Genomic DNA, 24,521 nt, shown 5'->3' with positions numbered 1-24,521 from the left:
GGCTTGGCGCGACGCGGGGCGGCGTGCATATTGGCGCTTTCGAACGCATCGGGGGTTTCGCCGTGTCGACTCCATCCTCCCGCCCGGACGCGCCGGCGTCGCTCGACGCATGGCTCGGCAGGACCGAAACGCTCGCCGACCACATCACCGTGTTTCCGCTGGACGCGCTGGCCGCGACGCTCGATCGCGCGGCGCCCGGCGAGGTCGTGCCGCCGCTCTGGCACTGGCTCTATTTCCTGCCGGTCGCGCCGACGGCGGAACTCGGCCCGGACGGGCATCCGCGGCGCGGCGGCTTCCTGCCGCCGGTGCCGCTGCCGCGCCGGATGTGGGCAGGCGGCCGCTTCACGTTCCATGCGCCGCTACGTGCAGGCCGCCGTGCGACGCGCGAATCGACGATCGCGCATATCGAGGACAAGACCGGGCGCAGCGGCCGGCTCGTGTTCGTGACGGTGCGGCACCGGATCGAGTCGGACGGCGGCCCGTGCATCGACGAGGAGCACGACATCGTCTATCGCGATGCGCCGCAGCCGGGTGCGCCGGCGCAGCGGCCCGTCGCGGCGCCGGCCGGCGAAGCGTGGTCGCGCGTCGTGACCGCCGACACGGTGCTGCTGTTCCGCTATTCGGCCTTGACCTTCAACGGCCACCGGATCCACTACGACCGCCCGTACGTGACGCAGGAAGAGGGCTATCCGGGGCTGGTCGTGCACGGTCCGCTGATCGCGACGCTGCTCGTCGATCTCGTGCACCGCGAGCGGCCCGATGCGACGCTGGCGAGCTTCGCGTTCCGCGCGGTGCGGCCGACTTTCGACGGGCAGCCGTTTACGCTGTGCGGCAGGCCGTCCGACGACGGCCGGACGATCGAGCTGTGGGCGAAGGATCGCGACGGCTGGCTGACGATGCAGGCGACGGCGACGCTGGCGTGAAGCTCACCCGGGCGCCGGCGCGGCGATCCGCGGTTCGGGTTCGGTTCGCATATCGCAGCGTGCGGCGCCCGACCCGATTGTTAGGCGTGGCCCACCAGTGTATTCGGCTGAACGGGATCGCACGCGTCGCGCGCGACGGCTACCATGTGTCGGCCGCATCGCATGCGGACCATCGCTGCCCTGCGCGGGGGTACGCCGCGCATCGGGCCCGTTCATCGCTGTCACCGGGAGCATCCATCTTGGCCACCTATATTGTGTTTACGCGGGAAAGCACGCAGGACCAGCACGAACTCGACATCTACCAGCAGAAGGTCGGCGCGACGCTTGCCGGCCATCCGGTCAAGGTGCTGGCCGCCTACGGTCCGCAGGAGACGCTCGAGGGCGAAGGCCCGGAAGGCGTCGTGATCGTCGAATTCCCTTCTCGCGAAGCCGCGCACGCGTGGTATCACGGCCCCGATTACCAGACCGTGGTCCAGCACCGCTTCAAGGGCGCACGCTATCGCGCGGTGCTGGTCGAAGGCGTCTGAGCGCGTTCGCTGCGCTGTGTCGGGCGCGCCGATGGCGCCCGGTTTTCCTCCGGTTTCCCGCCTGCTCCGGCCGGACGGCGCGCGCCGCCCGGCCGTTTCCGTCACCCCGTCTCTACCGGGCACGCTCGATGCGTGCGCCGATCCCGCCACGGGCGTCCTGCTTTCGCACGCAATTGCACTAGGACAATATTTTCCGGGTGTCTTTCTGGGCGACCATGCGCAAGCAACGACGGAGACATCGAGATGGGACGGACCGAAGTATCGGCAAGCTGGCACGAAGCGATCGGCGCGGTGCACGGCATCGAGTCGAAATACAAGCGGCTCGTGAAGGCGATCGCCGCCGACATCGAGAATGGCGCGCTCGCACCCGGCGCACGGCTCGCGCCGCAGCGCGACGTCGCGTCGAGCCTCGGCGTCAGCGTGCAGACCGTCACCAACGCGTACAAGGAACTCGAAAGACAGGGCCTGATCCGCTGTGAAGTGGGGCGCGGCAGCTTCGTGGCCGCGCGCGTGACCGAGTCGATGTCGAACTACATGCTCGATACGACCGAGCGCGAGCTGGTCGATTTTTCGATCGCGCGCATTGTGCACACGCCGGAGCACGACGCCGCGTGGCGCGCCGTCTGCGCGACGCTGGCGGGCACCGACGACCAGCCGTGGATCCGCTCGTTCCGCCCGATCGCGGGGCTCGATGCGCACCGCGAGGCCGGCGCGGCGTGGCTCGCGTCGCTGAACATGCCGGTCCATCCCGAATCGCTGCTGATCACGAACGGCGCCGCGCACGGCATCTTTCTCGCGCTTGCGTCGATCGTCGGCCCGGGCGACACCGTGCTGTGCGAGAGCCTGACCGATCACGGCGTGATCGGCTCCGCGAACGTGCTCGGGTTTACGCTGAAGGGGCTCGAGATGGACGAGCACGGCATCCGTCCCGAACACTTCGAGGAGATGTGCGACGGCGAGCGGATCAGCGCGCTCGTCTGTACGCCGACGCTCAACAACCCGACCGTGTCGATGATGTCCGATTCGCGGCGGCGCGCGATTGCGCGCATCGCAACGCGCTACGGCGTGTACGTGATCGAGGACGACGTGTACGGCGCGCTGCCCGCGAAGACGGCCACGCCGATCGCGAGCCAGATTCCGGATCTCGGCTTCTACTGCACGAGCATGACGAAATCGGTGCTGACGGGCTTGCGCACCGGCTACCTGGTGATGCCGAGGCGGCTCGCGCTGCGCGTCGAGAGCGTGCTGCGCGTCAGCAGCTGGATGGCGACGTCGCCGATCGCGGAGATCGCGACGCGCTGGATCGCCGACGGCACCGCGCAGCGGCTGGTCGAACTGCAGCGCCAGCGGCTCGCGCTGCGCCAGGAGATGGTGAGGGCCGCGCTCGGCCCTTACGTGCTCGGCGCGCATCCGAACGCGCTGTCCGCGTGGCTGCGCGTGCCCGACTACTGGCAGGCGGACCGGCTGGTGCGCGAACTGCGCAATCGCAAGATCGCGGTGACCTCGCCCGATCCGTTTCTCGTCGGCGGCACCGAGCGGCCGAATGCGGTGCGCGTGTGCATCGGCGCCGAGACGACGGATGCCGTGTGCAAGGCCGCGCTCGAGACCATCGCGGGCGTGTTCGAGCAGTATCCGCACGTGCACGATTTTCACTGAATCGACGCCGACGTCGCGCAGGCTGCGCGCAATGTATCAGGACATTCGAAAGCGCGATTTGGAACATTAGACTGGTTCGCATCACATCTGTCGCGAGGCCGGTCTTCCATGTCGTTCCTGTCGCTGTCCGACGTCTATCGTGCACGCCGTCGCCTCGCGGGGCATGCGGTCGCCACGCCGCTCGTCGCATCCGCCACGCTGTCCGCGCGAATCGGCGCGCCCGTATATCTGAAGCTCGAGACGCTGCAGCCGACCGGCAGCTTCAAGCTGCGCGGCGCGACCAATGCGCTCGCCGAACTCGCGGCGCAGCGCGTGACGCGCGTGGTCACCGCATCGACCGGCAATCACGGCCGCGCGGTTGCGCATGCGGCGCGTGCGCTCGGCATCGAGGCGGCCGTCTGCATGTCGTCGCTCGTGCCGGCCAACAAGGTCGACGCGGTCGCGGCGCTCGGCGCGCGCGTCGTGATCGCCGGCAACAGCCAGGACGCCGCGCAGCTTGCCGCACGGCGCATGGTGCGCGACGAAGGCTATGCGTACGTGCCGCCGTTCGACGATCCGCGGATCATCGCCGGACAGGCGACGATCGCCCTGGAAATCCTCGAAGCGCTGCCCGACGCCGGCACCCTCGTCGTGCCGCTGTCCGGCGGTGGGCTGTTCAGCGGCGTCGCGTATGCGGCCAAGGCGATCCGGCCGGCGGTCGCGACGATCGGCGTGTCGATGGCGCGCGGCGCCGCGATGCATGCAAGCCTCGAAGCCGGGCATCCGGTCGAGGTCGACGAGCAGCCGACGCTCGCCGATTCGCTCGGCGGCGGCATCGGCCTCGACAACCGCTACACCTTCGAGATGACGCGCGCGCTGGCCGACGACGTCGTGCTGCTCGATGAAGCGGCGATCGCGCGCGGCATCGCGCACGCGTACCGCGACGAACGTCTGGTCGTCGAAGGCGCGGGCGCAGTCGGCCTCGCCGCGCTGCTGGACCAGAGAATCGCGCGGCGCGACGGCCCGGTCGTCGTCGTCGTCAGCGGCGCGAACATCGACATGGCCGTGCATCGCCGGCTTGTTTCGGAGCACTGACATGGCGCATCCCGTCACCCTGCTCGGCGAGGCGCAACTGCGCGCGCTGGTGCCGCTCGATCTCGCCGCGATCGACCAGGTCGAGGCCGCGTTCGCGTCGCTCGCGACCGACGCGGTCGCGATGCCGCCGATCCTCAATCTCGCGCTGCCGGAGCGTCACGGCGAAGTCGACGTAAAGACTGCATACCTGCCGCGTTTCGACAGTTTCGCGATCAAGGTGAGCCCCGGCTTCTTCGACAATCCGTCGCTCGGACTGCCGAGCCTGAACGGGCTGATGCTCGTGCTGTCCGCACGCACCGGCCTGACCGAGGCCGTGCTGCTCGACAACGGCTACCTGACGGCCGTGCGCACCGCAGCCGCGGGCGCGGTGGCGGCGCGCCGGCTGGCGCGCAGCGATGCGCGCCGCGCGGCGATCGTCGGCGCGGGCGAACAGGCGCGGCTGCAGCTCGACGCGCTGCGGCTCGTGCGCGAGATCACGCACGTGACGGTGTGGGCGCGCGATGCGGCGCGCGCGGCGCGCTTCGCGGCCGACGTGCGCGCGGCGCACGGGATCGACGCGATCGTCGCGCGCTCGGTGCATGCGGCGCTGGCCGACGCCGACATCGCGGTGACGACGACGCCGAGCCGCGAACCGCTGGTTCACGCGGAAGACCTGCATCCGGGGCTGCATGTGACCGCGATGGGTTCCGACGCCGACTACAAGACCGAACTCGCGCCGTCGGTGTTCGGCGTCGCGCGCTACTTCTGCGACCGGCTGCAGCAGGTGCGCGTCGCGGGCGAGCTCGCGCATGCGATCGCGGCGGGCGCCGTCGCGGCCGACGCCGTGTTTCCCGAACTCGGCGCCGTCATCGCCGGGCACTGCACCGGCCGCACGCATGCCGACGACATCACGATCTGCGACCTGACCGGCACCGGCGCGCAGGACACCGCAATTGCGGTGCTCGCACTGCAGCGCGCTCGCGCGGCGGGCGCGGGCACGATTTTCCACAACGACCTCACGACCTGAGAGGAGACAGATGTCCGCAGTCATCGAAACCCACGAAGCCGCGCCGCGCCTTGCGTTCGCGCGCAGCGAGTACGCCGCGCGCATCGCGAAGACGCGCGCGGCGATGGAGCGGGCCGGCATCGACCTGCTGATCGTTACCGACCCGACCAACATGGGCTGGTTGACCGGCTATGACGGCTGGTCGTTCTACGTGCACCAGTGCGTGCTGCTGCCGATGGACGGCGAGCCCGTCTGGTACGGCCGCGGCCAGGACGCGAACGGCGCGAAGCGCACCACGTTCATGGCGCACGAGAACATCGTCGGCTATCCCGATCATTACGTGCAGTCGCCCGCGCGGCATCCGATGGACTACCTGTCCACCGAGGTGATCGCGGCGCGCGGCTGGAGCGCGCTGCGCATCGGCGTCGAGCTCGACAACTACTACTTCAGCGCGGCGGCCTACGCGTCGCTGCAGAAGCATCTGCCGGCCGCGCGCTGGGTCGATGCGACGGCGCTCGTCAACTGGCAGCGCGCGGTGAAGTCGCCGCGCGAGATCGAATACATGCGCGTCGCCGCGCGCATCGTCGAGCGGATGCATGCGCATATCGTCGAGACGATCGAGCCCGGCATGCGGAAGAACGACCTGGTCGCGCAGATCTACGCGACCGGCATCGGCGGCGCGGACGGCTTCGGCGGCGACTATCCGGCAATCGTGCCGCTGCTGCCGACCGGCGCCGATGCGGCCGCGCCGCACCTGACCTGGGACGACACGACCTTCGCGCGCGGCGCAGGCACCTTCTTCGAGATCGCCGGCTGCTACCGCCGCTATCACTGCCCGCTGTCGCGCACCGTCTATCTCGGCAAGCCGCCCGCGCACTTCATCGAAGCCGAGCGCGCGATCGTCGAGGGAATCGAAGCGGGGCTCGCCGTCGCGAAGCCGGGCAACGTATGCGAGGACATCGCGAATGCGTTCTTCGCGGTATTGCGCAAGGCGGGCATCGACAAGGACAGCCGCTGCGGCTATCCGATCGGCGCGAGCTATCCGCCCGACTGGGGCGAGCGCACGATGAGCCTGCGCCCGGGCGATCGCGCGGTGCTCGAACCCGGCATGACCTTCCACTTCATGCCGGGCCTGTGGCTCGACGACTGGGGGCTGGAGATCACCGAAAGCATCCTGATCACCGAAACCGGCGTCGAGACGTTCTGCAGCACGCCGCGCAAGCTGTTCGTGAAGGAGTAGGCGATGCGTGACTCTCCGATCACCTCGACCGTCGATTTCGATGCGGACGGCGAACGGCACGGTTTCCTGAAACTGCCGTATTCGCGCGACGATTCCGCGTGGGGCGCAATCATGATCCCGATCACCGTCGTGAAGCGCGGCGACGGGCCGACGGCCCTGCTGACCGGCGGCAATCACGGCGACGAATACGAAGGGCCGGTCGCGCTCGCGAAGCTCGCGGGCACGCTGAAGGCCGACGACGTGACGGGCCGCGTGATCATCGTGCCGTTCATGAACTACCCGGCGTTCCGCGCGGGCACGCGCACCTCGCCGATCGACGCGGGCAACCTGAACCGCAGCTTTCCGGGCCGCCCGGACGGCAGCGTGACCGAGAAGATCGCCGATTACTTCCAGCGCCACCTGCTGCCGCTTGCCACGCATGTGCTCGACATCCATTCGGGCGGACGCACGCTCGACTTCCTGCCGTTCGCGGCGATCCACGTGCTCGCGGACCGCGACCAGGAAGCGCGCTGCGAACGCGCAATGCGCGCGTTCGGCGCGCCGTATTCGATGCGCATGCTGGAGCTCGACAGCGTCGGCCTGTACGACAGCGCGGCCGAGGCGGCCGGCAAGGTGTTCGTGTCGACCGAACTCGGCGGCGGCGGCACGTCGACGGCGGCCAGCGTCGCGATCGCCGAACGCGGCGTGCGCGGTTTTCTCGCGCATGCCGGCGTGCTGACGCGGCGCGAGATACGAACCGGCATGCGGACCGCAGACGACCGCGCACCCGCCGCGCCGCGCACCACCACGCTGCTCGACATGCCGGACGGCTCGTGCTTCACGCTCAGCGAGCACCGCGGCCTGCTCGAGATGTGCCGCGATCTCGGCGACGAGGTCGAGGCCGGCGACGTGCTCGCGCGCGTGCACGACATCGACCGCACCGGCGTCGCGCCGGTCGACTACGTCGCGCGGCGGCGCGGGCTGCTCGCGGCACGGCATTTCCCGGGCCTCGTGCAGGCGGGCGACACGATCGCGGTGGTCGCCGACATCGTCGAGCGCAACATCCCGGTAGCCGCATAGGGTGACGCCAACCGTGATCAAGCTCGACCGATACGACCTCGCGATCCTGCGCATCCTCGAGCGCGACGGGCGCATCACGAAATCGAAGCTGGCCGAGGCCGTGAACCTGTCGATCTCGCCGGCGTGGGAGCGCGTGCGCAAGCTCGAGGAAAGCGGCGTGATTCGCGGCTATCGCGCCGACGTCGACTGGGTCGGCATGGTCTCGGGCAGCCGCATCGTCGTCGAGGTGACGTTGTCGCGTCACACCGCGCACGACATGCGGCGCTTCGAGACGCGCGTGAGCGCGGCGCCGGAGGTCGCGCAGTGCTATGCGACGGGCGGCGGCGTCGACTACGTGCTGCACGTGGTCGCGCGCGACATCGACCATTACCAGCGCTTCATCGACACGCTGCTGATGGAAGACCTCGGCATCGAGCGCTACTTCACCTACATCGTGACGAAGGTCGTGAAGTGCGAGCCCGGCGGCGCGCCGGACTGGCACTGAAACTTCGCGCCGGCACGCTGCGATTCGGAAAAAACCGCAAGCGCCGCGCGCGCAAACCGAAATTATGCCGGGCGGGCGCGCGACACAATGAAGTCCGTGCCCACCCATCAGGAGACGTAGCATGCTGCCCGGACACCCCGTTCTCTTCAAGTCGACCTGTTACGTCGACGGTCGCTGGATCCACAGCGACAGCGCGGCGACGGTCGCCGTCGTGAACCCGGCCGACCAGACCGTGATCGGCCACGTGCCAATGCTCGAACGCGCGCAGATCGTCGCGGCCGTCGACGCCGCGCAACGCGCGTACGACACCTGGCGCTGGACGCCGCAGCACACGCGCAGCGCGGCCTTGCTGCGCTGGCATGCGCTGATCCTGCGCCACCTCGACGATCTCGCGGCGCTGCTGTCGCTCGAGCAGGGCAAGCCGCTCGCCGAGTCGCGCGGCGAGATCCGCTATGCGGCGAGTTTCGTCGAATGGTTCGCGAACGAAGCAAAGCGTCTCGCGGGGCGCACGATCCCGACGCATATCGACGGCGCGCATCTCGGCACGGTGATGGAGCCGGTCGGCGTCGCCGCCCTGATCACGCCGTGGAATTTCCCGGTCGCGATGATCACGCGCAAGGCGGCCGCCGCAATCGCCGCGGGATGCACGACGGTCGTGAAGCCGGCGCACGAGACGCCGTTCTCGGCGCTCGCGCTGGCGCAGCTCGCCGACGAGGCCGGCTTGCCGGCCGGGGTGTTCAACGTCGTGATCGGCGAGCCGCAGATGGCGATGGAAACGCTGGTCGGCGATGCGCGCGTGCGTGCCGTGAGCTTCACGGGCTCGACGCGCGTCGGGCGGCTGGTGACCGAGGCCGCCGCGCGCGCCGGGATCCGCAAGCTCGCGCTGGAACTGGGCGGCAACGCGCCGTTCATCGTGACCGAAGACGCGGATCTCGACCGTGCGGTCGAGGTGGCGGTCGGCGCGAAGTTCCAGACCTCCGGGCAGGACTGCTGCGCGGCGAACCGGATCTTCGTTGCGCGACCGCTGTACGAGGCCTTCGTCGCGCGCTACGCAGAGGCGGTGCGCGCGCTGAAGACGGGCCCCGCGTTCGAGCCGGAGGTCGACGTCGGTCCGCTGATCCACCAGGCCGCGTTCGACGCGACGGTGGCGCGCGTCGACGATGCGCGCGCCCGCGGCGCACGCATCGTGGCCGGCGGCCGTCCGCACCGGCTCGGTGGCTGGTTCTTCGAGCCGACCGTGATCGCCGATGCGGCGCCCGGCATGCGCGTGTACGACGAGGAAAACTTCGCGCCGATCTCGGCGGTGTGTGCATTCGACACGCTCGACGAAGTCGTGGCGAAGGCGAACGACACCGAGTACGGCCTGGCCGCCTACGTGTGCGCGACGCGCATCGACACGATCTTCCAGCTGGTGCGGCGGCTCGACTTCGCGATGGTGTCGGTCAACGGCGTGAAGTTCACCGGCGCGCCGATCCCGTTCGGCGGGATGAAGGCGTCGGGGCTCGGGCGCGAAGGCGGCGCCGAAGGCTTCGAGCCGTTCGTCGAAACCAAGTATTTCTGTCTCGGCAATCTCGGCCTGCCCGTCGCGGCGACGGCCTGACCCATTCAAAGGAGCTCATCATGAAACCATCGCTCGACACGCTGTTCGACCAGGACCGCGCACACTTCATGCACCCGTCCACGCATGCGTACGACCACGCGAGCGGCGCGCTGCCCGGCAAGATCGTGCGCGGCGGCCAGGGCATCCGTATCGAGGATCACCAGGGCAGGCGCTATATCGACGCGTTCGCGGGCCTCTATTGCGTGAACATCGGCTACGGCCGCACGGAAGTCGCGGACGCGATGTACGAACAGGCGAAGCAGCTCGCGTACTACCACACCTATGTCGGTCACTCGTCCGACGCGATCATCGAGCTGTCGTCGCGCATCATCGACTGGTCGCCGGCCGGGATGAAGAAGGTCTACTACGGGATGTCGGGCTCCGACGCGAACGAGACGCAGGTCAAGATCGTCTGGTACTACAACAACGTGCTCGGCCGGCCGAACAAGAAGAAGATCATCTCGCGCGAGCGCGGCTATCACGGCTCGGGCATCGTGACGGGCAGCCTCACGGGCCTGCCGAGCTTCCACCAGCATTTCGACCTGCCGATCGATCGCGTCAAGCATACGGTGTGCCCGCACTGGTATCGCAAGGCGCCGGCCGGCATGAGCGAGGCGCAGTTCGTCGCGTACTGCGTGGACGAACTCGAAAAGCTGATCGCGCGCGAAGGCGCGGACACGATCGCCGCGTTCATCGCGGAGCCGGTGATGGGCACGGGCGGCATCATCGAACCGCCGGCCGGCTACTGGCCCGCGATCCAGCAGGTATTGAAGAAGCACGACATCCTGCTGATCTCGGACGAGGTCGTGTGCGGCTTCGGGCGGCTCGGCTCGAAGATGGGCGCGCAGCATTTCGGCATCGAGCCCGACCTGATCACGGTCGCGAAGGGGCTGACGAGCGCGTATGCGCCGCTGTCGGGCGTGATCGTCGGCGACAAGGTGTGGGACGTGATCGCGCGCGGCTCGCAGGAGCACGGGCCGATGGGGCATGGGTGGACCTATTCGGGCCATCCGGTCTGTGCGGCGGCCGCGCTCGCGAACCTCGCGATCATCGAGCGCGAGAACCTGGTCGGCAACGCGGCCGAGGTCGGTGCGTATTTCGGCGCACAGTTGCGCAACGCGTTCGGCGCGCATCCGCTCGTCGGCGAGGTGCGCAGCGTCGGCATGCTGGCCGCGCTGGAGTTCATGGCCGACAAGGACGCGCGCACGCCGTTCGATCCGGCGCTGAAGATCGGCGCGCAGGTGTCGGCTGCGGCGCTGCAGCGCGGCGTGATCGCGCGGGCGATGCCGCATGGCGACATTCTCGGTTTCGCGCCGCCGCTCGTGATGACGCGCGCGGAAGCGGACGAGATCGTCGGGATCGTGCGCGAGGCGGTCGACGAGGTCGCGGAGCGGACGCTGTCGACTGCCGGTTGAGCGCAGCGTCGGGCGGCGTCGACGCGCGCCGCGATGCATGACGGGACGCCGTCGCACGATCGGTGCGACGGCGTTTTTCGTTACGCGATGCCGAACGGGCGCTGACCTTCGGTCGTGTCCTCGACGCGCCAGCCCTGTGCGCGCAGCCTGTCGCGGATCCGGTCGGCGCTCGCCCAGTCCCGTTCCGCCCTGGCCCGTTCGCGCGCGTCGAGCAGCACGCGCACGTCCTCCGGGATGTCGAACGAAGCCGCCGTCCAGTCGCGCAGGCCGAGACCGAGCACGGTATCGAAGCTGTCGACGGTCGCCTTCAGCGTCGACGGCGGCAGATCGCTCCTGACGAGTTCCCACAGCACCGCGAGCGCCCTCGGCAGATTCAGGTCGTCGTTCAGCTCGGCATCGAAGCGCGCGGCGAAGGCCGGATCGACGCGGCCGCCGTCCGGCCACGCGGCGTAGAGCTGCCGCAGCCGGTTCAGCGCGGTCTGCGCGGCGTCGAGCGATGCCCACGTGAAATGCAGCTTGCTTCGGTAATGGGCCGTCAGGCACAGGTAGCGATACGCAAGCGGATCGACGTTCCGCTCCTGCAAGGTCTGCAGGCGAACGAAGTCGCCGCTCGACTTCGACATCTTCGCGTCGGCGTCGAGCGTCAGAAAATGGCCGTGCAGCCAGTAGTTCGCGAGACGCGTGCCGTGCGCCGCCTGCGTCTGCGCGATCTCGTTGCTGTGATGCACGGCGATATGGTCCTCGCCGCCGCAGTGGATGTCGAACAGCGTCCCGAGGTACTTCGCGGACATCGCCGAGCATTCGATATGCCAGCCCGGAAAGCCTCGACCCCACGGGCTGTCCCATTCCATCTGCCGCTTGACGCCGGCGCGGCTGAATTTCCACAGCGCAAAATCCGTCACGCTCTGCTTGCCGCCCATCGCGACGCGCTTGCCGGCCTGCAGCCCCGCGCGGTCCAGCCGCGCGAGATGGCCGTAGTCGTCCTGCCGGCGCGTGTCGAAGTAAAGGCCGTCGTCGGTCCGGTACACGTAGCCGGCCCGTTCGAGCGTTTCGATGAACGCGATTTGCTCGGCGATGTGATCGGTCGCCCGGCACCAGATCGTCGGCTCGAGCAGGTTGAGCGCGCGCCAGTCCCGGACGAACGCGTCGGTGTAGCGCTGCGCGATGGCCCACGCCGATTCCCCGGTGCGCCGGCTGCCTTTTTCCATCTTGTCTTCGCCTTCGTCCGCATCCGACGTCAGGTGCCCGACGTCGGTGATGTTGACGACGTGCCGCACCGCGTAGCCGTTGCGCGTCAGCACGCGGCGCAGGATGTCCTCGAACACGTAGGTCCGCAGGTTGCCGATATGCGCGTCGTCGTAGACCGTCGGGCCGCAGCAGTACATGCCGACCCGGCCGGGGCGGATCGGCGTGAACGGGCGGACGGCCCGCGACCAGGTGTCGTACAGCTCGAGCGGCATCGTGCATCTCCGTGCCGAACGCGTCGGCTCAAAAAACAAAAAGGCCGCCTGTTCGGTATGACAGGCGGCCAGCAGGTGATTGCTTCAAGGTGGAGCGATTTCGCTACACGCAACTTTCCCCTGGCGCATCGCGACAACATGCGCGGATCGACGAAACGGGGAGCGGGGCGTGATTCAGCATGCGGACGATGCTAGCGCCTGTGGGCGGCGCAGGTCAATACCGGGGCAGTCGGCGTCGGGCACGTTCGCCGTCGAAAAGAACATCGCCCGCCGTCCGTTGTCGGATGGCGGGCGATGCGTTCGACGAGCATCGATGGCGATGGCGATGAACCGGCGCGTCAGCTCGTCTTCCCCGGCACGCTGTCGCCGCGCAGCGAGCACCCGCGCGTCTCGATCACGCCCGACAGTGCGACCAGCCCGATCGCGCAGGCCGCCATCATGTAGTACGCGGGGATCATCGTGTTGCCGGTCTTGCCGATCAGCCAGTCGTTGACGATCGGCGCGGTGCCGCCGAACAGCGAGGTCGATACGTTGTACGCGATCGCCATCCCCGCATAGCGCACGTGGGTCGGGAACATCGCCGGGAACATCGCGGAAATGGTCGCGAGCTGCGGCACGTAGAGGATGCCGAGCACCGCGAAGCCGATGAATGCGCCGAGCACGCCGTGCGTCATCATCGTGAACATCGGCACGGCCGCGACGAACAGGCCGACCAGCGAGATCCACCACATCGTCTTGCGGCCGACCTGGTCCGACAGCCAGCCGGCGAACGGCAGCAGCACCATCATCGCGAGCATGCCGATCAGCGGAATCAGCAGCGACATGTTTTCGCCGACGCCGAGCTCCTTGTGCATGTAGGTCGGCATGTACGCGAGCAGCACGTAGTTGACGACGTTCAGCGCGACGACGAGGCCGCCGAGCAGCAGCAGCGGCCGCGCATAGCGGACCAGCAGCTGCCCGACCGGCAGCGCGACGGCCGCGGCGCTTTTCTCGCGGCGCTGCGCCTGTTCCTCGAGCTCGCGGAACACCGGCGTTTCTTCGAGGCGCGAACGCAGGTAGAAGCCGATCAGCCCGAGCGGCGCGGCGACCAGGAACGGCAGGCGCCAGCCCCAGGCGTGCATCGCGTTGTCGCCGAGCAGCAGCGCACTGCCGAGCATCAGCAGCGCGCCGAGCGAGAACCCGGCCAGCGTCGCGAATTCGAGGAAGCTGCCGCACAAGCCGCGCCGCGAGTCCGGCGCGTACTCGGCGATGAAGGTCGCCGCGCCGCCGTATTCGCCGCCGGTCGAGAAGCCCTGCACCATGCGCAGCACGATCAGCGCGGCCGGTGCGAGCCAGCCGGCCGTCGCGTAGGTCGGCAGCAGCCCGACCAGCAGCGTCGCGCCGGACATCGTCAGCACGGTCAGCGCGAGCACGCGCTTGCGCCCCAGCCGGTCGCCGAGCGGCCCCCAGAACAGGCCGCCGAGCGGACGGATCAGGAACGAGATCGCGAAGGTGCCGAGCGCGAACAGCGTCGCGCTGGCGGTGCTGCCCGGAAACAGGGCGGCCGAGATATACGCGAGCCCGTACGCGTAGATGCCGTAGTCGAACCATTCGGTCGCGTTGCCGAGCGCGGCGGCCGCGATCGCGACGCGCGGCAGGCAGTGCGGCTCGTCGCCGCGGTGTTCGGAAACCGTCTCGTCGGGCACGGACGGAGCGGGAGAAACGGAAGTCCACGATGGCACGTATCGCATGAGGGATCCTCGCTATCAGCATGCGCCCGGGTGGGCGCCGACGAGGATCAAAGTAATCCCGCCAATTCGCGCGACCGGATGTCATAGGACGATGTCGGGATCGGGGTTTTCCCCGTACTGCGGGCGGGCGGCGCGGATCGGCAGCGATGCGCACCGGATCAGTGCAGGCTAGCGATACCGTTCGTTATCCGTACCGGATCGGTTTGCGGGGGCGGGCGGCCGTCGCGTGCCGTCATGCGCCGGCGGACGACGTCGCAGTCGCCGCTGCCCCGCCGCCGTTCGCCAGCGCGTACGCCGCGCATCCGGTCGTCGGGGTACGGAACGGCGAAGCGCCGCGCAACGCGTGGCAGAATCGCCGGTATCGCTTTCTGTCTGACGTCGGTGAAAAAAATGAAGACATTCCGGATGTCGCATGCGGTACGGATTCCGGCACGAGCGTCTGCGCTTCGTGCGCCGCTTTCCGCCTCCGAGGGCGCCGCGCCGGCGGCGCGTCGTCGATGAACACGCTGGCCCGATCCCCCGTCGAGCGCGCGCCGATGGGGCGCCCGGCCGCGATCTCGCTGGCGGTCAGCGTGCTGTTCTATCTGGTCGCGATGGTCACGACGCCGTTCAGCACGGGCGGGCCGCCGTCGCAGCCGTGGGCGGACGGCTGGGAAGTGCTGCTGACGGGCTGGCTCGGCGTGCTCGGCGGTATCTATGCGTGGCTCGCGAATCCGCTGGTGTTTTTCGCGTGGGCGGCCACGCTGCGGCGCAGCCGCACGCCGGCGGTCGTTGCGGCCGTGCTCGCGCTGCTGTTCGGGATCACGTTCCTGTCGCTGCGCCGGATTGCCGTCAACGAGGCCGGCGATGTCCAGCCCGTTCATCTCGATGCGGTCGGCTACTGGTGCTGGCTCGCGAGCTTCGGTTTCGCGCTGGTCGCTGCGGTGCTGCTGCCCGGTCGCGCGAAGCCGAACGGCGCGGGCTGAAGCAGGAAACGGCGATATACCGCATCGCACCGCGGTTCCGGTCATGCGGTGCGATGCGATTCGCCGTGCGGTCGTTCCATGCGCGCGCGAACGCGCGGCTCCTCAGCGCGCGGCCGTGCTCAACGCGCGCAGCCAGCACGCCACCGCGACGGCGCCGCCGTCCGGCGTGCCGATCGCCCGCTCGCCGAGATAACTCGCGCGCCCCGCGCGCGGCGTCATGCGCGCCGTTTCCTGCGCGCCGCGCTCCGCCGCGTCGGCCGCCGCCCGCAACGCGGCCGACGCGTCGAGGCCATCGTCGAGCGCGCGGTCGAATGCGGCAACGGCCGGCACGAGCGCATCGAGCATCGTGCGGTCGCCGGCGCGCGCGCCGCCCAGTTCGCCGATCGATTCCACCGCGCGCCGGAACGCGGCGGCCCAGTCGCGTGCGGACGGTTCTGCCGCATCGGCGAGCCGGCGCGACGCGCGCAGCACCGCGGTCGCATAGAACGGCCCCGAACTGCCCGCGATCGCGCGTCGCAAGGTGGCGCCGAGCGCCGCGAGCGCGCCGGCCGGCGTGCCGTACGCGGCGTCGGGCAGCGCGAGCACGGCCTGCGCGGCGCGGTGCATGCTCGCGCCGAGATCGCCGTCGCCGGCGGCCGTATCGAGTTCCGTCAGCGTCGCCTCGTGGTCGATCAGCGCGTGCGCGACGGCGTGCAATGCCGGCTGCAGGCGCGCGGCCCATGCTTGGCCGGCCGCATCGAGCGGCGGGAACGGCGCGTCGGGCGTGTGCGCGGTTTCGATCCGGATCTGCCGGTTCACCGCGCCGCCGCCCGGCCACGCGCGCGCCTGCGTCGGCGCGTCGAGCAGCGCCGCGCGTTCGTCGCTCAGCCGCAGCAGCGAAATCGAGCAGCCCGGCATGTCGAGTGCGGACAGGAACGTGCCGGCCCATGCGCGCTCGACCACGATGCCGCGCCGGCTCAGGTTGTCGTGCGCGGCGCGCAGCACGATCGCCAGTTCCATCTCGGGGGTCGCGCCGAGCCCGTTGACGAGCAGCGCGACGCGTTCGCCGCGGTCGAGCACGAGGTCGCCGACGATGTTCGACAGCAGCGTGTCGGCCAGCGCGTCGGCCGGCAGCGGCGCCCTGCGCTCGACGCCTTTTTCGCCGTGGATGCCGAGCCCGAGTTCGATCTCGTGATCGGCGAGGCTGAAGCCGGAACGGTCGGCGCCCGGCAGCGTGCAGCCGTCGAGCGCGACGCCCATCGTGCCGAGATCGGCTGCCGCGTCGCGCGCGATCGCCGCGACGCGGGCCAGCGACAGCCCGCGCGCGGCGGCCGCGCCGGCCAGCTTGTGGATCAGCACGGTGCCCGCGATCCCGCGTCGCCGGGCACGATCGACGCGGCCGCGCAGCGATACGTCGTCGGCGACGACGACCGTCTCGACCGGAATGCCTTCCGCGCGCGCGAGCTCGGCGGCGAGCCCGAAATTGAGCCGATCGCCGGTGTAGTTCTTGACGACCAGCAATGCGCCGTTCGGGCCGGCGGTCGCGCGGATCGCGGCCAGCACCGCGTCGGTGGACGGCGACGTGAACACTTCGCCGCAGACGGCCGCACTCAGCATTCCGTCGCCGACATAGCCGCCGTGCGCGGGTTCGTGGCCGCTGCCGCCGCCCGACAGCACGGCGACGGGCCGTTGCGACGGCTCGGGCAGGGTGCGGCGCACGAGGACGTGTGCGTCGCCGAGGATCGCGACATGCGGCGACTGTCGCGCGATGCCTTCGAGCATTTCACGCACGACGTCGGACGGGCGGTTGACGAGCTTTTTCATGGCAACGAAATCCAGGCAGATGGAAGACGCCGCGCCGGGCGCGTGCTGACGTCGGGCGCAGGCTTCGTGCCACGATACATCAGGTTCGCGCGTTCTTCCACGAACGGGGACAAATCGCGACGCCGCCTCGCGCCGCGCAGTCGCCGCGCGAACGCGCCTACTTCAGCGCCGCGATCTGCTTCGCGCGGATCAGTCGCGCGCGCAGCACGTTGCGGCTGATGCCGAGCAGGCGTGCGGCCTGGATCTGGTTGCGGTGACTGAACTCGAACGCGACGCGCATCACCGTGTCCTCGATGCGCTCGTACAGGTTGCCGTGATCCTCGTCGAACAGTTCGCGCAGCGCGCGTTCGAGCGCCGCCTGCGCGCCGGCGGGCGACGCTGGCGCGGTGGCGGCCGCGTTCGCGGGCGGCAGTCCGGACGACGACAGATGCAGGTCGGTGTCCTGCAGCGATTCATGACGGCTTACCAGCAGCGCGTGATGGATCACGTTCTCCAGCTCGCGGATGTTGCCGGGCCAGCAGTGCGCCTCGAGCTTGCGCTCGGCGCGCGGATCGATGCTGCGCGGCCCGTAGCCGAGACGGCCGCGATAGTCGTCGAAGAAGTAGCGCGCGAGCGGCAGGATGTCGCCCGGCCGCTCGCGCAGCGTCGGCACCGCGAGCTGCACGACGTTGAGCCGGTAGAACAGGTCGCCGCGAAAATGCCCGGCCGCGACCGCATGCTGCAGGTCGACGTTGGTGGCGGCCACCACGCGCACGTCGATCGGAATGCCCGTGCGCGAGCCGAGCCGCACGACCTCGCGTTCCTGCAGCACGCGCAGCAGCTTGACCTGCATCGACAGCGGCAGGTCGCCGATCTCGTCGAGAAACAGCGTGCCGCCGTTCGCGGCCTCGAACCAGCCGGGCTTCGCGCTGAACGCGCCGGTGAACGCGCCTTTCTCGTGGCCGAACAGTTCGCTTTCGACCAGCGTCTCGGAGAACGCGCCGCAGTTCACCGCGACGAACGGGCGGTTCTGGCGCTGGCTGAGGCTGTGCACGTGGCGCGCGATCAGCTCCTTGCCGGTGCCGGTCTCGCCGACGATCAGCACGTTCGCGTCGCTCGGCGCGACGAGCCGGATCCGTTCGAGCAGCGCGAGCGAGCGCGGATCGACGAACACCTGCGCGCGGGCGCGGATCGAGGTCGCGAGCGCGTGGCGATCGGGCAGCGTGAGGACCGGCGCGGCTTCGGTCGTGGCGAGTTCGGCGGTGTCGAGCCACGCCGGGTCGGAAGGGGAATGGTTCATGAGTAGAAGCCCGGCGTCGGACAGGTTTGCTTGAGCGCCCATTCGCCGATCTCGCGAATCTTGTACGCGAGCGGATCGTGGAGCGTATGGGTGCGCAGGTTGCGCCAGTGGCGGTCGAGCCGCAGCGCGCCGTGCGTCGCGCGCGCGCCGGCCACGTCGAACATGCGCGTGCAGAGGTCGAGCCCCGTGCGCGCGGCCGACACCTTCGCGGTGGCCGTGGCGAGCGCGACCTGTCCGCGCTCCGCATGCGTGAGCGCCGCGTCGCGCGCCCACGCGGCGTCGAGGCGGTCGGCGGCGCGGTCGGCGAGCACGCGCGCGGCTTCGAGACCGATCCAGAATTCGCCGTACTGGCCGAGGATGTACGGATCGTCGCCGGTACTCGCGACTTGCGCGCCCGGCCACGGCCGCGCCTCATGGAGCGTGTAGTGGCGCGCGTCGTTGAACGCGGCCTCGGCGATGCCGAGATACACGTTGGTCAGCACGAGCTGCGCGACGAGCGGCCGCAGGCAGGCGAACGGCGTCGACAGCGGGCCCGGGTCCGCGAGGATTTCGTGATCCTCGATGCGCACTTTCTCGAACGTGACGGTGCCGCTGTCGGTCTGCCGCTGGCCGATGTTGTCCCAGTCGTCGGCGATCGAGATGCCGCTGCGCTGGGTCGGCACCGCGGCGATCAGGAACGCGCGTGTCTCGGCATCGTGCGCGGACGCGATCAGCATCTGCGAGTCGAGCGCGCCCGAGCAGAAGCTTTTCTGCCCGCTGAATTCGCGCCACGCGCCGCGCGTGCGGCTGATCGTGCGCTCGTCGAGCGGGTTCAGCGCATTGCCCCAGAACCATTGATGGCGCGCGGTGCGTTCGAACCACGATTCCCATTGCGCGGGCGCGCCGAACAGCCGCACGGTCGCGAGCATCAGGTGATGGAAACCGAAGACATGCGCGAGCGAACTGTCGGCGGCCGCGAGCACGCGAACGATGTCGAGCGTCGTGCGCCAGCTCGCGCCGAGGCCGCCGTAGGCGGCGGGAATGCTCAGCGCGAGCAGGCCGCTTGCGCGCAGCAGGTCGCGCTCGGCCTTCGGCGTGCCGCCCTTCAGGTCGCGTTCGGCCGCCGTTCGCGCGAAGCCGGCCGCGAGACGTTCGGCGGTCTGCCGGGCGCCGGGTTGCCCGGGCTCGTCGTCGCGCGACGGGGCGATCGTGTGCGGCAGGTCGGCGGCGCGCGGCGGTGCGGAAAGGAGGGTCATGGCGATGAAGGTGTGGTGGCCGCATCGCGCGGACCGATGCTGCGGTCCGCGCTGCTGCCTGATCAGCAGAGTGTTCAATGTTTTGCGCTGTCCGGGAAACATCGATTTCTGATAACCAAAGGCGGATTGCTGCGCAGCAGGCAGCGGGTTGTCGCAACCGATGCGCGTGCGACGATCAAGCAGCGGTTCCGATGTTGCGGCAAACGGATGAAGCCGGGCCGCGATCGCGATCGCACGACGCCCGGTGCGTGCGCGCACGGGATCGATCGATAACGCCGCTGCCCGCTTCGCGCAATCCACGCAGAAACGGAAATCCGGCTGAGCGACACGTTGTGCTGCTGGTGGAGCAGCAGTGAATCAGCAGCCCTGTTTCCTGCGGTTCATCTCGCTGCGGAATATGGTTCTGACGCGTCAGCGGGCACGCTTATCAGCCTGACGCGATCGACGCGCATGCCGCGACAAGCCGTCGTTGGCGAGGTATTTCGTTGTCCGGACGACGGGCGCTCGTCGCCTTCGGCGAATTGGCACGCTCCTTGCTGACTCCGTTCGTGACGGATGCGCTCGCATCCGCTTCGACAACGGGAACGCAACAGATGAGCAATGCAATCAAGGTGGTCGCGATATCGGGCGGCCTGCAGCGGCCGTCGCGCACGCTCGCGCTGACCGACGCGATCGTCATGGCGCTCGGCGACGCGCTGCCGATCGATGCGCAGCGCATCGAACTCGGCGAGATCGGCGCGCGGCTGGCCGGCGCGCTGACGCGCGCGCAGGTGCCGGCCGATCTCGATGCGCAGCTGCGCGCGATCGAGACGGCCGATGCGCTGGTGGTCGCGAGCCCCGTGTATCGCGCGTCGTATACGGGCCTTTTCAAGCACCTGTTCGACCTCGTGCATCACGACGCACTCGTCGACGTGCCCGTGCTGCTCGCGGCCACCGGCGGCAGCGAGCGCCATGCACTCGTGATCGACCATCAGCTGCGGCCGCTGTTCAGCTTCTTCCAGGCGCGCACGCTGCCGATCGGCGTGTACGCGTCCGAAAGCGATTTCGACCGCTACGAGATCGCGAACCCGGCGCTGCGCGCGCGCATCGCGCTCGCCGTCGAACGCGCGGCGCCGCAGCTGCGCCCGCATGCGCTTTCCGTCGCGGCCGCGTAGTCGCATCCCTTTCCTTCTTCGACCAGGACATACACATGAGCGTGACCGAACCTTCCGACGCCGGCGTCAAATTCGCGTACTGGGTGCCGAACGTCAGCGGCGGCCTCGTCGTCAGCACGATCGAGCAGCGCACCGACTGGAGCCTCGACTACAACCAGAAGCTCGCGCGTGCGGCCGAGGCGGCCGGCTTCGAATACGCGCTGAGCCAGATCCGCTTCACGGCCGGCTACGGCGCCGAGTACCAGCACGAGTCGGTGTCGTTCAGCCAGGCATTGCTGCACGCGACCACGAAGCTGAAGGTGCTCGCCGCGATCCTGCCGGGGCCGTGGCATCCGGCCGTGGTCGCGAAGCAGCTCGCGACGATCGACCACATCTCGAACGGGCGCATCGCGATCAACGTCGTGAGCGGCTGGTTCAAGGGCGAATTCACCGCGATCGGCGAGCCGTGGCTCGAACACGACGAGCGCTATCGGCGCTCGAAGGAGTTCATCCAGGCGCTGAAGGGCATCTGGACGCAGGACAACTTCACGTTCAAGGGCGACTTCTACCGCTTCAACGACTACACGCTGAGCCCGAAGCCGCTGCAGAAGCCGCATCCGGAGATCTTCCAGGGCGGCAGCTCGCGCGCAGCGCGCGACAACGCGGCGAGCGTGTCGGACTGGTACTTCACGAACGGCAACACGCCGGAGAACCTGAAGGCGCAGATCGACGACATCCGCGCGAAGGCTGCCGCGAACAACCATCGCGTGCGCATCGGCGTCAACGCGTTCGTGATCGCGCGTGACACCGAGGAGGAAGCGCGGGCCGTGCTCGACGACATCGTCCGCCATGCGCACGTCGAGGCCGTGCATGCGTTCGGCGATGCAGTGAAGGAGGCCGGCAAGGCGTCGCCGGAAGGCGAGGGCAACTGGGCGAAATCGACGTTCGAGGATCTCGTGCAGTACAACGACGGCTTCCGCACCAACCTGATCGGCACACCGCAGCAGATCGCCGAACGGATCGTCGCGCTGAAGGCGATCGGCGTCGATCTCGTGCTGGCGGGGTTCCTGCATTTCATCGAGGAAGTCGAGTACTTCGGCAAGCGCGTGCTGCCGCTGGTGAGGGAGCTCGAGGCGCAGCGGCAGGTGGTTGCCGCGTGACGCGCGGTGCAGTGTTTCGGATTTCGAAACAGGCGATCGGCTTGAGCGTCTCGTGCGCCGCCGGTCGGTTCATGGGTTTTGCCGGAAATTTCATGTCTACGGAAATCATTGAAGCAAACGCGGCCGATCACGCGGCTGCCGTCACCGTTCCCGTCATCGGCTCCGACGCCGAGGCGATCGAGGTCGCGCACAAGGTCGCGGCGCAACTGTCCGCGCACGCGGCGTTGCGCGACCGCGAACGCAGGCTGCCGTTCGACGAGATCGAGCTGTTTTCGTCGAGCGGCCTGTGGGGGATCACCGTGCCGCGCGAATACGGCGGCGCGGAGGTATCGAACGTCACGCTGGCCGAAGTGATCGCGATCGTCTCCGAGGCGGACCCGTCGATCGGCCAGATTCCGCAGAACCACTATTGCCTGATCGAGGATATTCGCCTCGAAGGCAGCGACGCGCAGAAGCACTTCTTTTTCGACCTCGTGCTGAAGGGCACGCGCTACGGCAACGCGTTTTCCGAAGCCGGCGGCAAGAACGTGCTCGACATCCGGACGCGCGTGCGCCGCGACGGCGACGGCTTCGTGCTGAACGGCCGCAAGTTCTATTCGACCGGCACGCTGTTCGCGCACTGGATTCCGGTGCTCGCGCTGGACGAGGACGACCAGGCCGTGCTCGCATTCGTCCGGCAGGGCGCGCCGGGGCTGACCGTGGTCGACGACTGGAGCGGCTTCGGGCAGCGCACGACGGCGAGCGGCACGGTGATCGCCGAGAACGTGCGCGTGAGCCCGTTCGAGATCTTCCATACGCAGCGTTCGTACGACCGTCCGACCTTCGCGGGCCCGTTTGCGCAGATTACGACCGCCGCGATCGACCTGGGCATCGCGCGCGCGGCGCTGCAGGACACGATCGACTTCGTCCAGCAGCATGCGCGCCCGTGGATCGATAGCGGCGTCGAGCGCGCCAGCCAGGATCCGCTGACGATCGCGCAGATCGGCGACATCGCGTACCGCGTGCACGCGGCCGAAGCGCTGCTGGCCCGCGCGGGGCGCTTCGTCGATATCGCGAAGCGCGAGCCGGACGAGCAGACGGTCGCGCAGGCCGCGATCGCGGTCGGCGAGGCGAAGATCGCGACGACCGAGGTGTCGCTGCTCGCTGCGAGCAAGCTGTTCGAACTCGGCGGCAGCAAGTCGACGCTCGCGAAATACAACTTCGACCGCCACTGGCGCAACGCACGTGTGCATACGCTGCACGACCCCGTGCGCTGGAAGTACCACGCGATCGGCAACTACTACCTCAACGGCGTGAAGCCCGCGCGCCACTCCTGGAACTGACCCGCGCGCGGGCCGCGGCCCTTCGCCGGCGGCCCGCGGCGGCCGTCTTCAACGCAACGAAACAATGGGCAAGGAAATCAGGCTGAACGCCTTTACGATCAACAGTCCGGGCCATCTGTCCGCCGGCTTGTGGCGGCACCCGGACGATCAATCGCACCGCTATACCGACCTGCGCTACTGGACCGCGCTCGCGACGACGCTCGAACGGGGACTGTTCGACGGCCTGTTCATCGCCGACGTGCTCGGCGTGTACGACGTCTACGGGCAAAGCGCCGACACCGCGCTGCGCAACGCCGCGCAGGTGCCGATCAACGACCCGTTGCAGCTCGTGTCGGCGATGGCCGCTGCGACGCGCCATCTTGGCTTCGGCGTGACCGCGTCGGTGTCGTTCGAGCATCCGTATCCGTTCGCGCGCAGGATGTCGACCGCCGATCACCTGAGTGGCGGCCGGATCGGCTGGAACATCGTGACGTCGTACCTGGAAAGTGGCGCGCGCAATCTCGGGCAGGCAGCACAGCTCACGCACGACAACCGCTACGAACTGGCCGACGAGTATCTCGAGGTCTGCTACAAGCTGTGGGAACGCAGCTGGGCACCGGGCGCGGCGGTGCGCGACAAGGCGCGCGGCGTCTATGCGGAGCCGGATCGCGTGCGCGGGATCGGCCATCACGGCCGCTTCTTCACGGTGCCGGGTTTTCATCTGAGCGAGCCGTCGCCGCAGCGCACGCCGGTGCTGTACCAGGCTGGCGCGTCGTCGCGCGGGCGGCAGTTCGCCGCGCGGCACGGCGAGTGCGTGTTTGTCGCCGCGCCGACGCGCGCGATCCTGCGCGCGCAGGTCGACGCGCTGCGCGCCGAAGCCGTCCGGCAGGGCCGCGCTGCGCGCGATCTGCTGATTTTCAACCAGATCACCGTGGTCGTCGCGCCGACCGATGCGCAGGCTCGCGCGAAATTCGACGACTACCGGCGCTACATCAGCCGGCCCGGCTCGCTTGCGCTGATGTCGGGCTGGACCGGCCTCGACCTGAGCCGCTTCGCGCCCGACCAGACGCTCGAACACGTCGACAGCAACGCGATCCAGTCGGCCGTCGAAGCGTTCACGTCGGCCGATCCGACGCGTCGCTGGACCATCGACGAGATCGCCGACTACTGCGGGATCGGCGGCGACGGGCCGGTGCTCGTCGGCTCGCCGCGCACGGTGGCGGACGCGTTGCAGGGCTGGCTCGACGACACCGGCGCGGACGGCTTCAACGTCGCGGCCGTCGTCAATCCGGGCAGCTTTGCCGACATCGTCGAGTGGCTCGTGCCCGAACTCCAGCGGCGCGGCGTCTACAAGCGCGCGTACCGCGACGGCACGCTGCGCGAAAAGCTGTTCGGACGCGGCGCGGCATTGCACGACACGCATTACGGCGCGCGCTTTCGCGTGGAGGCGGCCGTGCCCGACGCCGCCGCGCCGCTTCATTCCTGACGAGGT

General features: G+C 69.2%; 20 protein-coding genes. 15 read left to right on the top strand and 5 right to left on the bottom strand.

Going from position 1 to position 24,521, the window contains the following annotated elements:
* Nucleotides 1–62 precede the first annotated feature (62 nt).
* The 10 genes from WS57_RS18560 (at nt 63) to WS57_RS18515 (ending at nt 10,963) form a co-directional block, all read left to right on the top strand.
* Nucleotides 63–923 carry an FAS1-like dehydratase domain-containing protein gene (locus tag WS57_RS18560; protein ID WP_059517711.1) on the top strand — a complete coding sequence of 287 codons (861 nt, stop codon included), beginning with the start codon at nt 63–65 and terminating at the stop codon, nt 921–923.
* Nucleotides 924–1,162: 239 nt separating this feature from the next.
* A complete protein-coding gene (locus tag WS57_RS18555; RefSeq protein ID WP_009689908.1) occupies nt 1,163–1,450 on the top strand; it encodes a DUF1330 domain-containing protein in 288 nt (95 codons plus the stop codon).
* A gap of 243 nt (nt 1,451–1,693) precedes the next feature.
* On the top strand, nt 1,694–3,106 hold the full coding sequence (locus tag WS57_RS18550) for a PLP-dependent aminotransferase family protein (RefSeq protein WP_009689909.1): 1,413 nt from the start codon (nt 1,694–1,696) through the stop codon (nt 3,104–3,106).
* Between the two features lie 108 nt (nt 3,107–3,214).
* Nucleotides 3,215–4,180: a hydroxyectoine utilization dehydratase EutB gene (eutB, locus tag WS57_RS18545; protein ID WP_059517672.1), complete on the top strand. Its 966-nt coding sequence runs from the start codon at nt 3,215–3,217 to the stop codon at nt 4,178–4,180.
* A 1-nt stretch (nt 4,181) separates the two neighbouring features.
* Nucleotides 4,182–5,186, top strand: coding sequence for a cyclodeaminase (locus WS57_RS18540; protein ID WP_059517674.1), 1,005 nt, complete (start codon nt 4,182–4,184; stop codon nt 5,184–5,186).
* A 10-nt stretch (nt 5,187–5,196) separates the two neighbouring features.
* Complete coding sequence (gene doeA, locus WS57_RS18535) at nt 5,197–6,405, top strand: ectoine hydrolase DoeA (RefSeq protein WP_059517676.1); 1,209 nt, start codon at nt 5,197–5,199, stop codon at nt 6,403–6,405.
* Between the two features lie 3 nt (nt 6,406–6,408).
* A complete protein-coding gene (gene doeB / locus WS57_RS18530) occupies nt 6,409–7,464 on the top strand; it encodes a N(2)-acetyl-L-2,4-diaminobutanoate deacetylase DoeB (RefSeq protein ID WP_009693783.1) in 1,056 nt (351 codons plus the stop codon).
* A 13-nt stretch (nt 7,465–7,477) separates the two neighbouring features.
* Nucleotides 7,478–7,948 (top strand): Lrp/AsnC family transcriptional regulator, encoded by a 471-nt coding sequence (locus WS57_RS18525; protein WP_009693782.1) that lies wholly within the window; start codon nt 7,478–7,480, stop codon nt 7,946–7,948.
* Between the two features lie 121 nt (nt 7,949–8,069).
* On the top strand, nt 8,070–9,548 hold the full coding sequence (locus tag WS57_RS18520) for an NAD-dependent succinate-semialdehyde dehydrogenase (protein WP_059517680.1): 1,479 nt from the start codon (nt 8,070–8,072) through the stop codon (nt 9,546–9,548).
* A gap of 20 nt (nt 9,549–9,568) precedes the next feature.
* The gene (locus WS57_RS18515) at nt 9,569–10,963 is read left to right on the top strand and encodes an aspartate aminotransferase family protein (protein ID WP_038455259.1); all 1,395 of its coding nucleotides are present in this window, start codon (nt 9,569–9,571) and stop codon (nt 10,961–10,963) included.
* Between the two features lie 80 nt (nt 10,964–11,043).
* Here the strand turns inward: WS57_RS18515 and cysS are convergent, their stop codons facing one another.
* On the bottom strand, nt 11,044–12,423 hold the full coding sequence (gene cysS / locus WS57_RS18510; RefSeq protein WP_069244692.1) for a cysteine--tRNA ligase: 1,380 nt from the start codon (nt 12,421–12,423) through the stop codon (nt 11,044–11,046).
* A 338-nt stretch (nt 12,424–12,761) separates the two neighbouring features.
* Nucleotides 12,762–14,153: an MFS transporter gene (locus WS57_RS18505; protein ID WP_059517684.1), complete on the bottom strand. Its 1,392-nt coding sequence runs from the start codon at nt 14,151–14,153 to the stop codon at nt 12,762–12,764.
* Between the two features lie 497 nt (nt 14,154–14,650).
* Between WS57_RS18505 and WS57_RS37160 the strand changes: the two genes are divergently transcribed.
* Nucleotides 14,651–15,118: a hypothetical protein gene (locus WS57_RS37160; protein WP_144397674.1), complete on the top strand. Its 468-nt coding sequence runs from the start codon at nt 14,651–14,653 to the stop codon at nt 15,116–15,118.
* A gap of 102 nt (nt 15,119–15,220) precedes the next feature.
* On the opposite strand, the gene WS57_RS18495 is transcribed toward WS57_RS37160, so the two are convergent.
* From WS57_RS18495 to WS57_RS18485, 3 genes are all read right to left on the bottom strand, one after another.
* Nucleotides 15,221–16,921 carry a dihydroxyacetone kinase family protein gene (locus tag WS57_RS18495; protein WP_069244690.1) on the bottom strand — a complete coding sequence of 567 codons (1,701 nt, stop codon included), beginning with the start codon at nt 16,919–16,921 and terminating at the stop codon, nt 15,221–15,223.
* Between the two features lie 157 nt (nt 16,922–17,078).
* Complete coding sequence (locus WS57_RS18490; protein ID WP_069244689.1) at nt 17,079–18,200, bottom strand: sigma-54 interaction domain-containing protein; 1,122 nt, start codon at nt 18,198–18,200, stop codon at nt 17,079–17,081.
* Entirely contained in the window at nt 18,197–19,435 is a 1,239-nt protein-coding gene (locus WS57_RS18485; RefSeq protein WP_081337696.1) for an acyl-CoA dehydrogenase family protein, read from the bottom strand. Before WS57_RS18485 ends, WS57_RS18490 begins: the two co-directional genes overlap by 4 nt.
* 593 nt (nt 19,436–20,028) lie before the next feature.
* Between WS57_RS18485 and msuE the strand changes: the two genes are divergently transcribed.
* The 4 genes from msuE (at nt 20,029) to WS57_RS18465 (ending at nt 24,515) form a co-directional block, all read left to right on the top strand.
* Nucleotides 20,029–20,589, top strand: coding sequence for an FMN reductase (msuE, locus tag WS57_RS18480; protein WP_009695620.1), 561 nt, complete (start codon nt 20,029–20,031; stop codon nt 20,587–20,589).
* Between the two features lie 35 nt (nt 20,590–20,624).
* Nucleotides 20,625–21,728, top strand: a complete 1,104-nt coding sequence (gene sfnG, locus WS57_RS18475) for a dimethylsulfone monooxygenase SfnG (protein WP_009695621.1) — start codon at nt 20,625–20,627, stop codon at nt 21,726–21,728.
* A gap of 92 nt (nt 21,729–21,820) precedes the next feature.
* Nucleotides 21,821–23,050, top strand: a complete 1,230-nt coding sequence (locus tag WS57_RS18470; RefSeq protein WP_059517717.1) for an SfnB family sulfur acquisition oxidoreductase — start codon at nt 21,821–21,823, stop codon at nt 23,048–23,050.
* Between the two features lie 64 nt (nt 23,051–23,114).
* A complete protein-coding gene (locus WS57_RS18465) occupies nt 23,115–24,515 on the top strand; it encodes an LLM class flavin-dependent oxidoreductase (protein WP_059517689.1) in 1,401 nt (466 codons plus the stop codon).
* The last annotated feature ends 6 nt before the right edge of the window (nt 24,516–24,521 follow it).

This window comes from Burkholderia pseudomultivorans (genome assembly GCF_001718415.1).
Taxonomy (GTDB): domain Bacteria; phylum Pseudomonadota; class Gammaproteobacteria; order Burkholderiales; family Burkholderiaceae; genus Burkholderia; species Burkholderia pseudomultivorans_A.
Note: the sequence above shows the minus strand (reverse complement) of the source record. Positions and strands in the feature narration are given on the sequence as shown.

What these genes read in the sequence shown, in the direction of transcription:
- WS57_RS18550 (WP_009689909.1), top strand. Translation starts at nt 1,694, where the DNA reads ATGGGACGGACCGAAGTATCGGCAAGCTGGCACGAAGCGATCGGCGCG.
- eutB (WP_059517672.1), top strand. Translation starts at nt 3,215, where the DNA reads ATGTCGTTCCTGTCGCTGTCCGACGTCTATCGTGCACGCCGTCGCCTC.
- WS57_RS18540 (WP_059517674.1), top strand. Translation starts at nt 4,182, where the DNA reads ATGGCGCATCCCGTCACCCTGCTCGGCGAGGCGCAACTGCGCGCGCTG.
- doeA (WP_059517676.1), top strand. Translation starts at nt 5,197, where the DNA reads ATGTCCGCAGTCATCGAAACCCACGAAGCCGCGCCGCGCCTTGCGTTC.
- doeB (WP_009693783.1), top strand. Translation starts at nt 6,409, where the DNA reads ATGCGTGACTCTCCGATCACCTCGACCGTCGATTTCGATGCGGACGGC.
- WS57_RS18520 (WP_059517680.1), top strand. Translation starts at nt 8,070, where the DNA reads ATGCTGCCCGGACACCCCGTTCTCTTCAAGTCGACCTGTTACGTCGAC.
- WS57_RS18515 (WP_038455259.1), top strand. Translation starts at nt 9,569, where the DNA reads ATGAAACCATCGCTCGACACGCTGTTCGACCAGGACCGCGCACACTTC.
- cysS (WP_069244692.1), bottom strand. Translation starts at nt 12,423, where the DNA reads ATGCCGCTCGAGCTGTACGACACCTGGTCGCGGGCCGTCCGCCCGTTC.
- WS57_RS18505 (WP_059517684.1), bottom strand. Translation starts at nt 14,153, where the DNA reads ATGCGATACGTGCCATCGTGGACTTCCGTTTCTCCCGCTCCGTCCGTG.
- WS57_RS37160 (WP_144397674.1), top strand. Translation starts at nt 14,651, where the DNA reads ATGAACACGCTGGCCCGATCCCCCGTCGAGCGCGCGCCGATGGGGCGC.
- WS57_RS18495 (WP_069244690.1), bottom strand. Translation starts at nt 16,921, where the DNA reads ATGAAAAAGCTCGTCAACCGCCCGTCCGACGTCGTGCGTGAAATGCTC.
- WS57_RS18490 (WP_069244689.1), bottom strand. Translation starts at nt 18,200, where the DNA reads ATGAACCATTCCCCTTCCGACCCGGCGTGGCTCGACACCGCCGAACTC.
- WS57_RS18485 (WP_081337696.1), bottom strand. Translation starts at nt 19,435, where the DNA reads ATGACCCTCCTTTCCGCACCGCCGCGCGCCGCCGACCTGCCGCACACG.
- msuE (WP_009695620.1), top strand. Translation starts at nt 20,029, where the DNA reads ATGAGCAATGCAATCAAGGTGGTCGCGATATCGGGCGGCCTGCAGCGG.
- sfnG (WP_009695621.1), top strand. Translation starts at nt 20,625, where the DNA reads ATGAGCGTGACCGAACCTTCCGACGCCGGCGTCAAATTCGCGTACTGG.
- WS57_RS18470 (WP_059517717.1), top strand. Translation starts at nt 21,821, where the DNA reads ATGTCTACGGAAATCATTGAAGCAAACGCGGCCGATCACGCGGCTGCC.
- WS57_RS18465 (WP_059517689.1), top strand. Translation starts at nt 23,115, where the DNA reads ATGGGCAAGGAAATCAGGCTGAACGCCTTTACGATCAACAGTCCGGGC.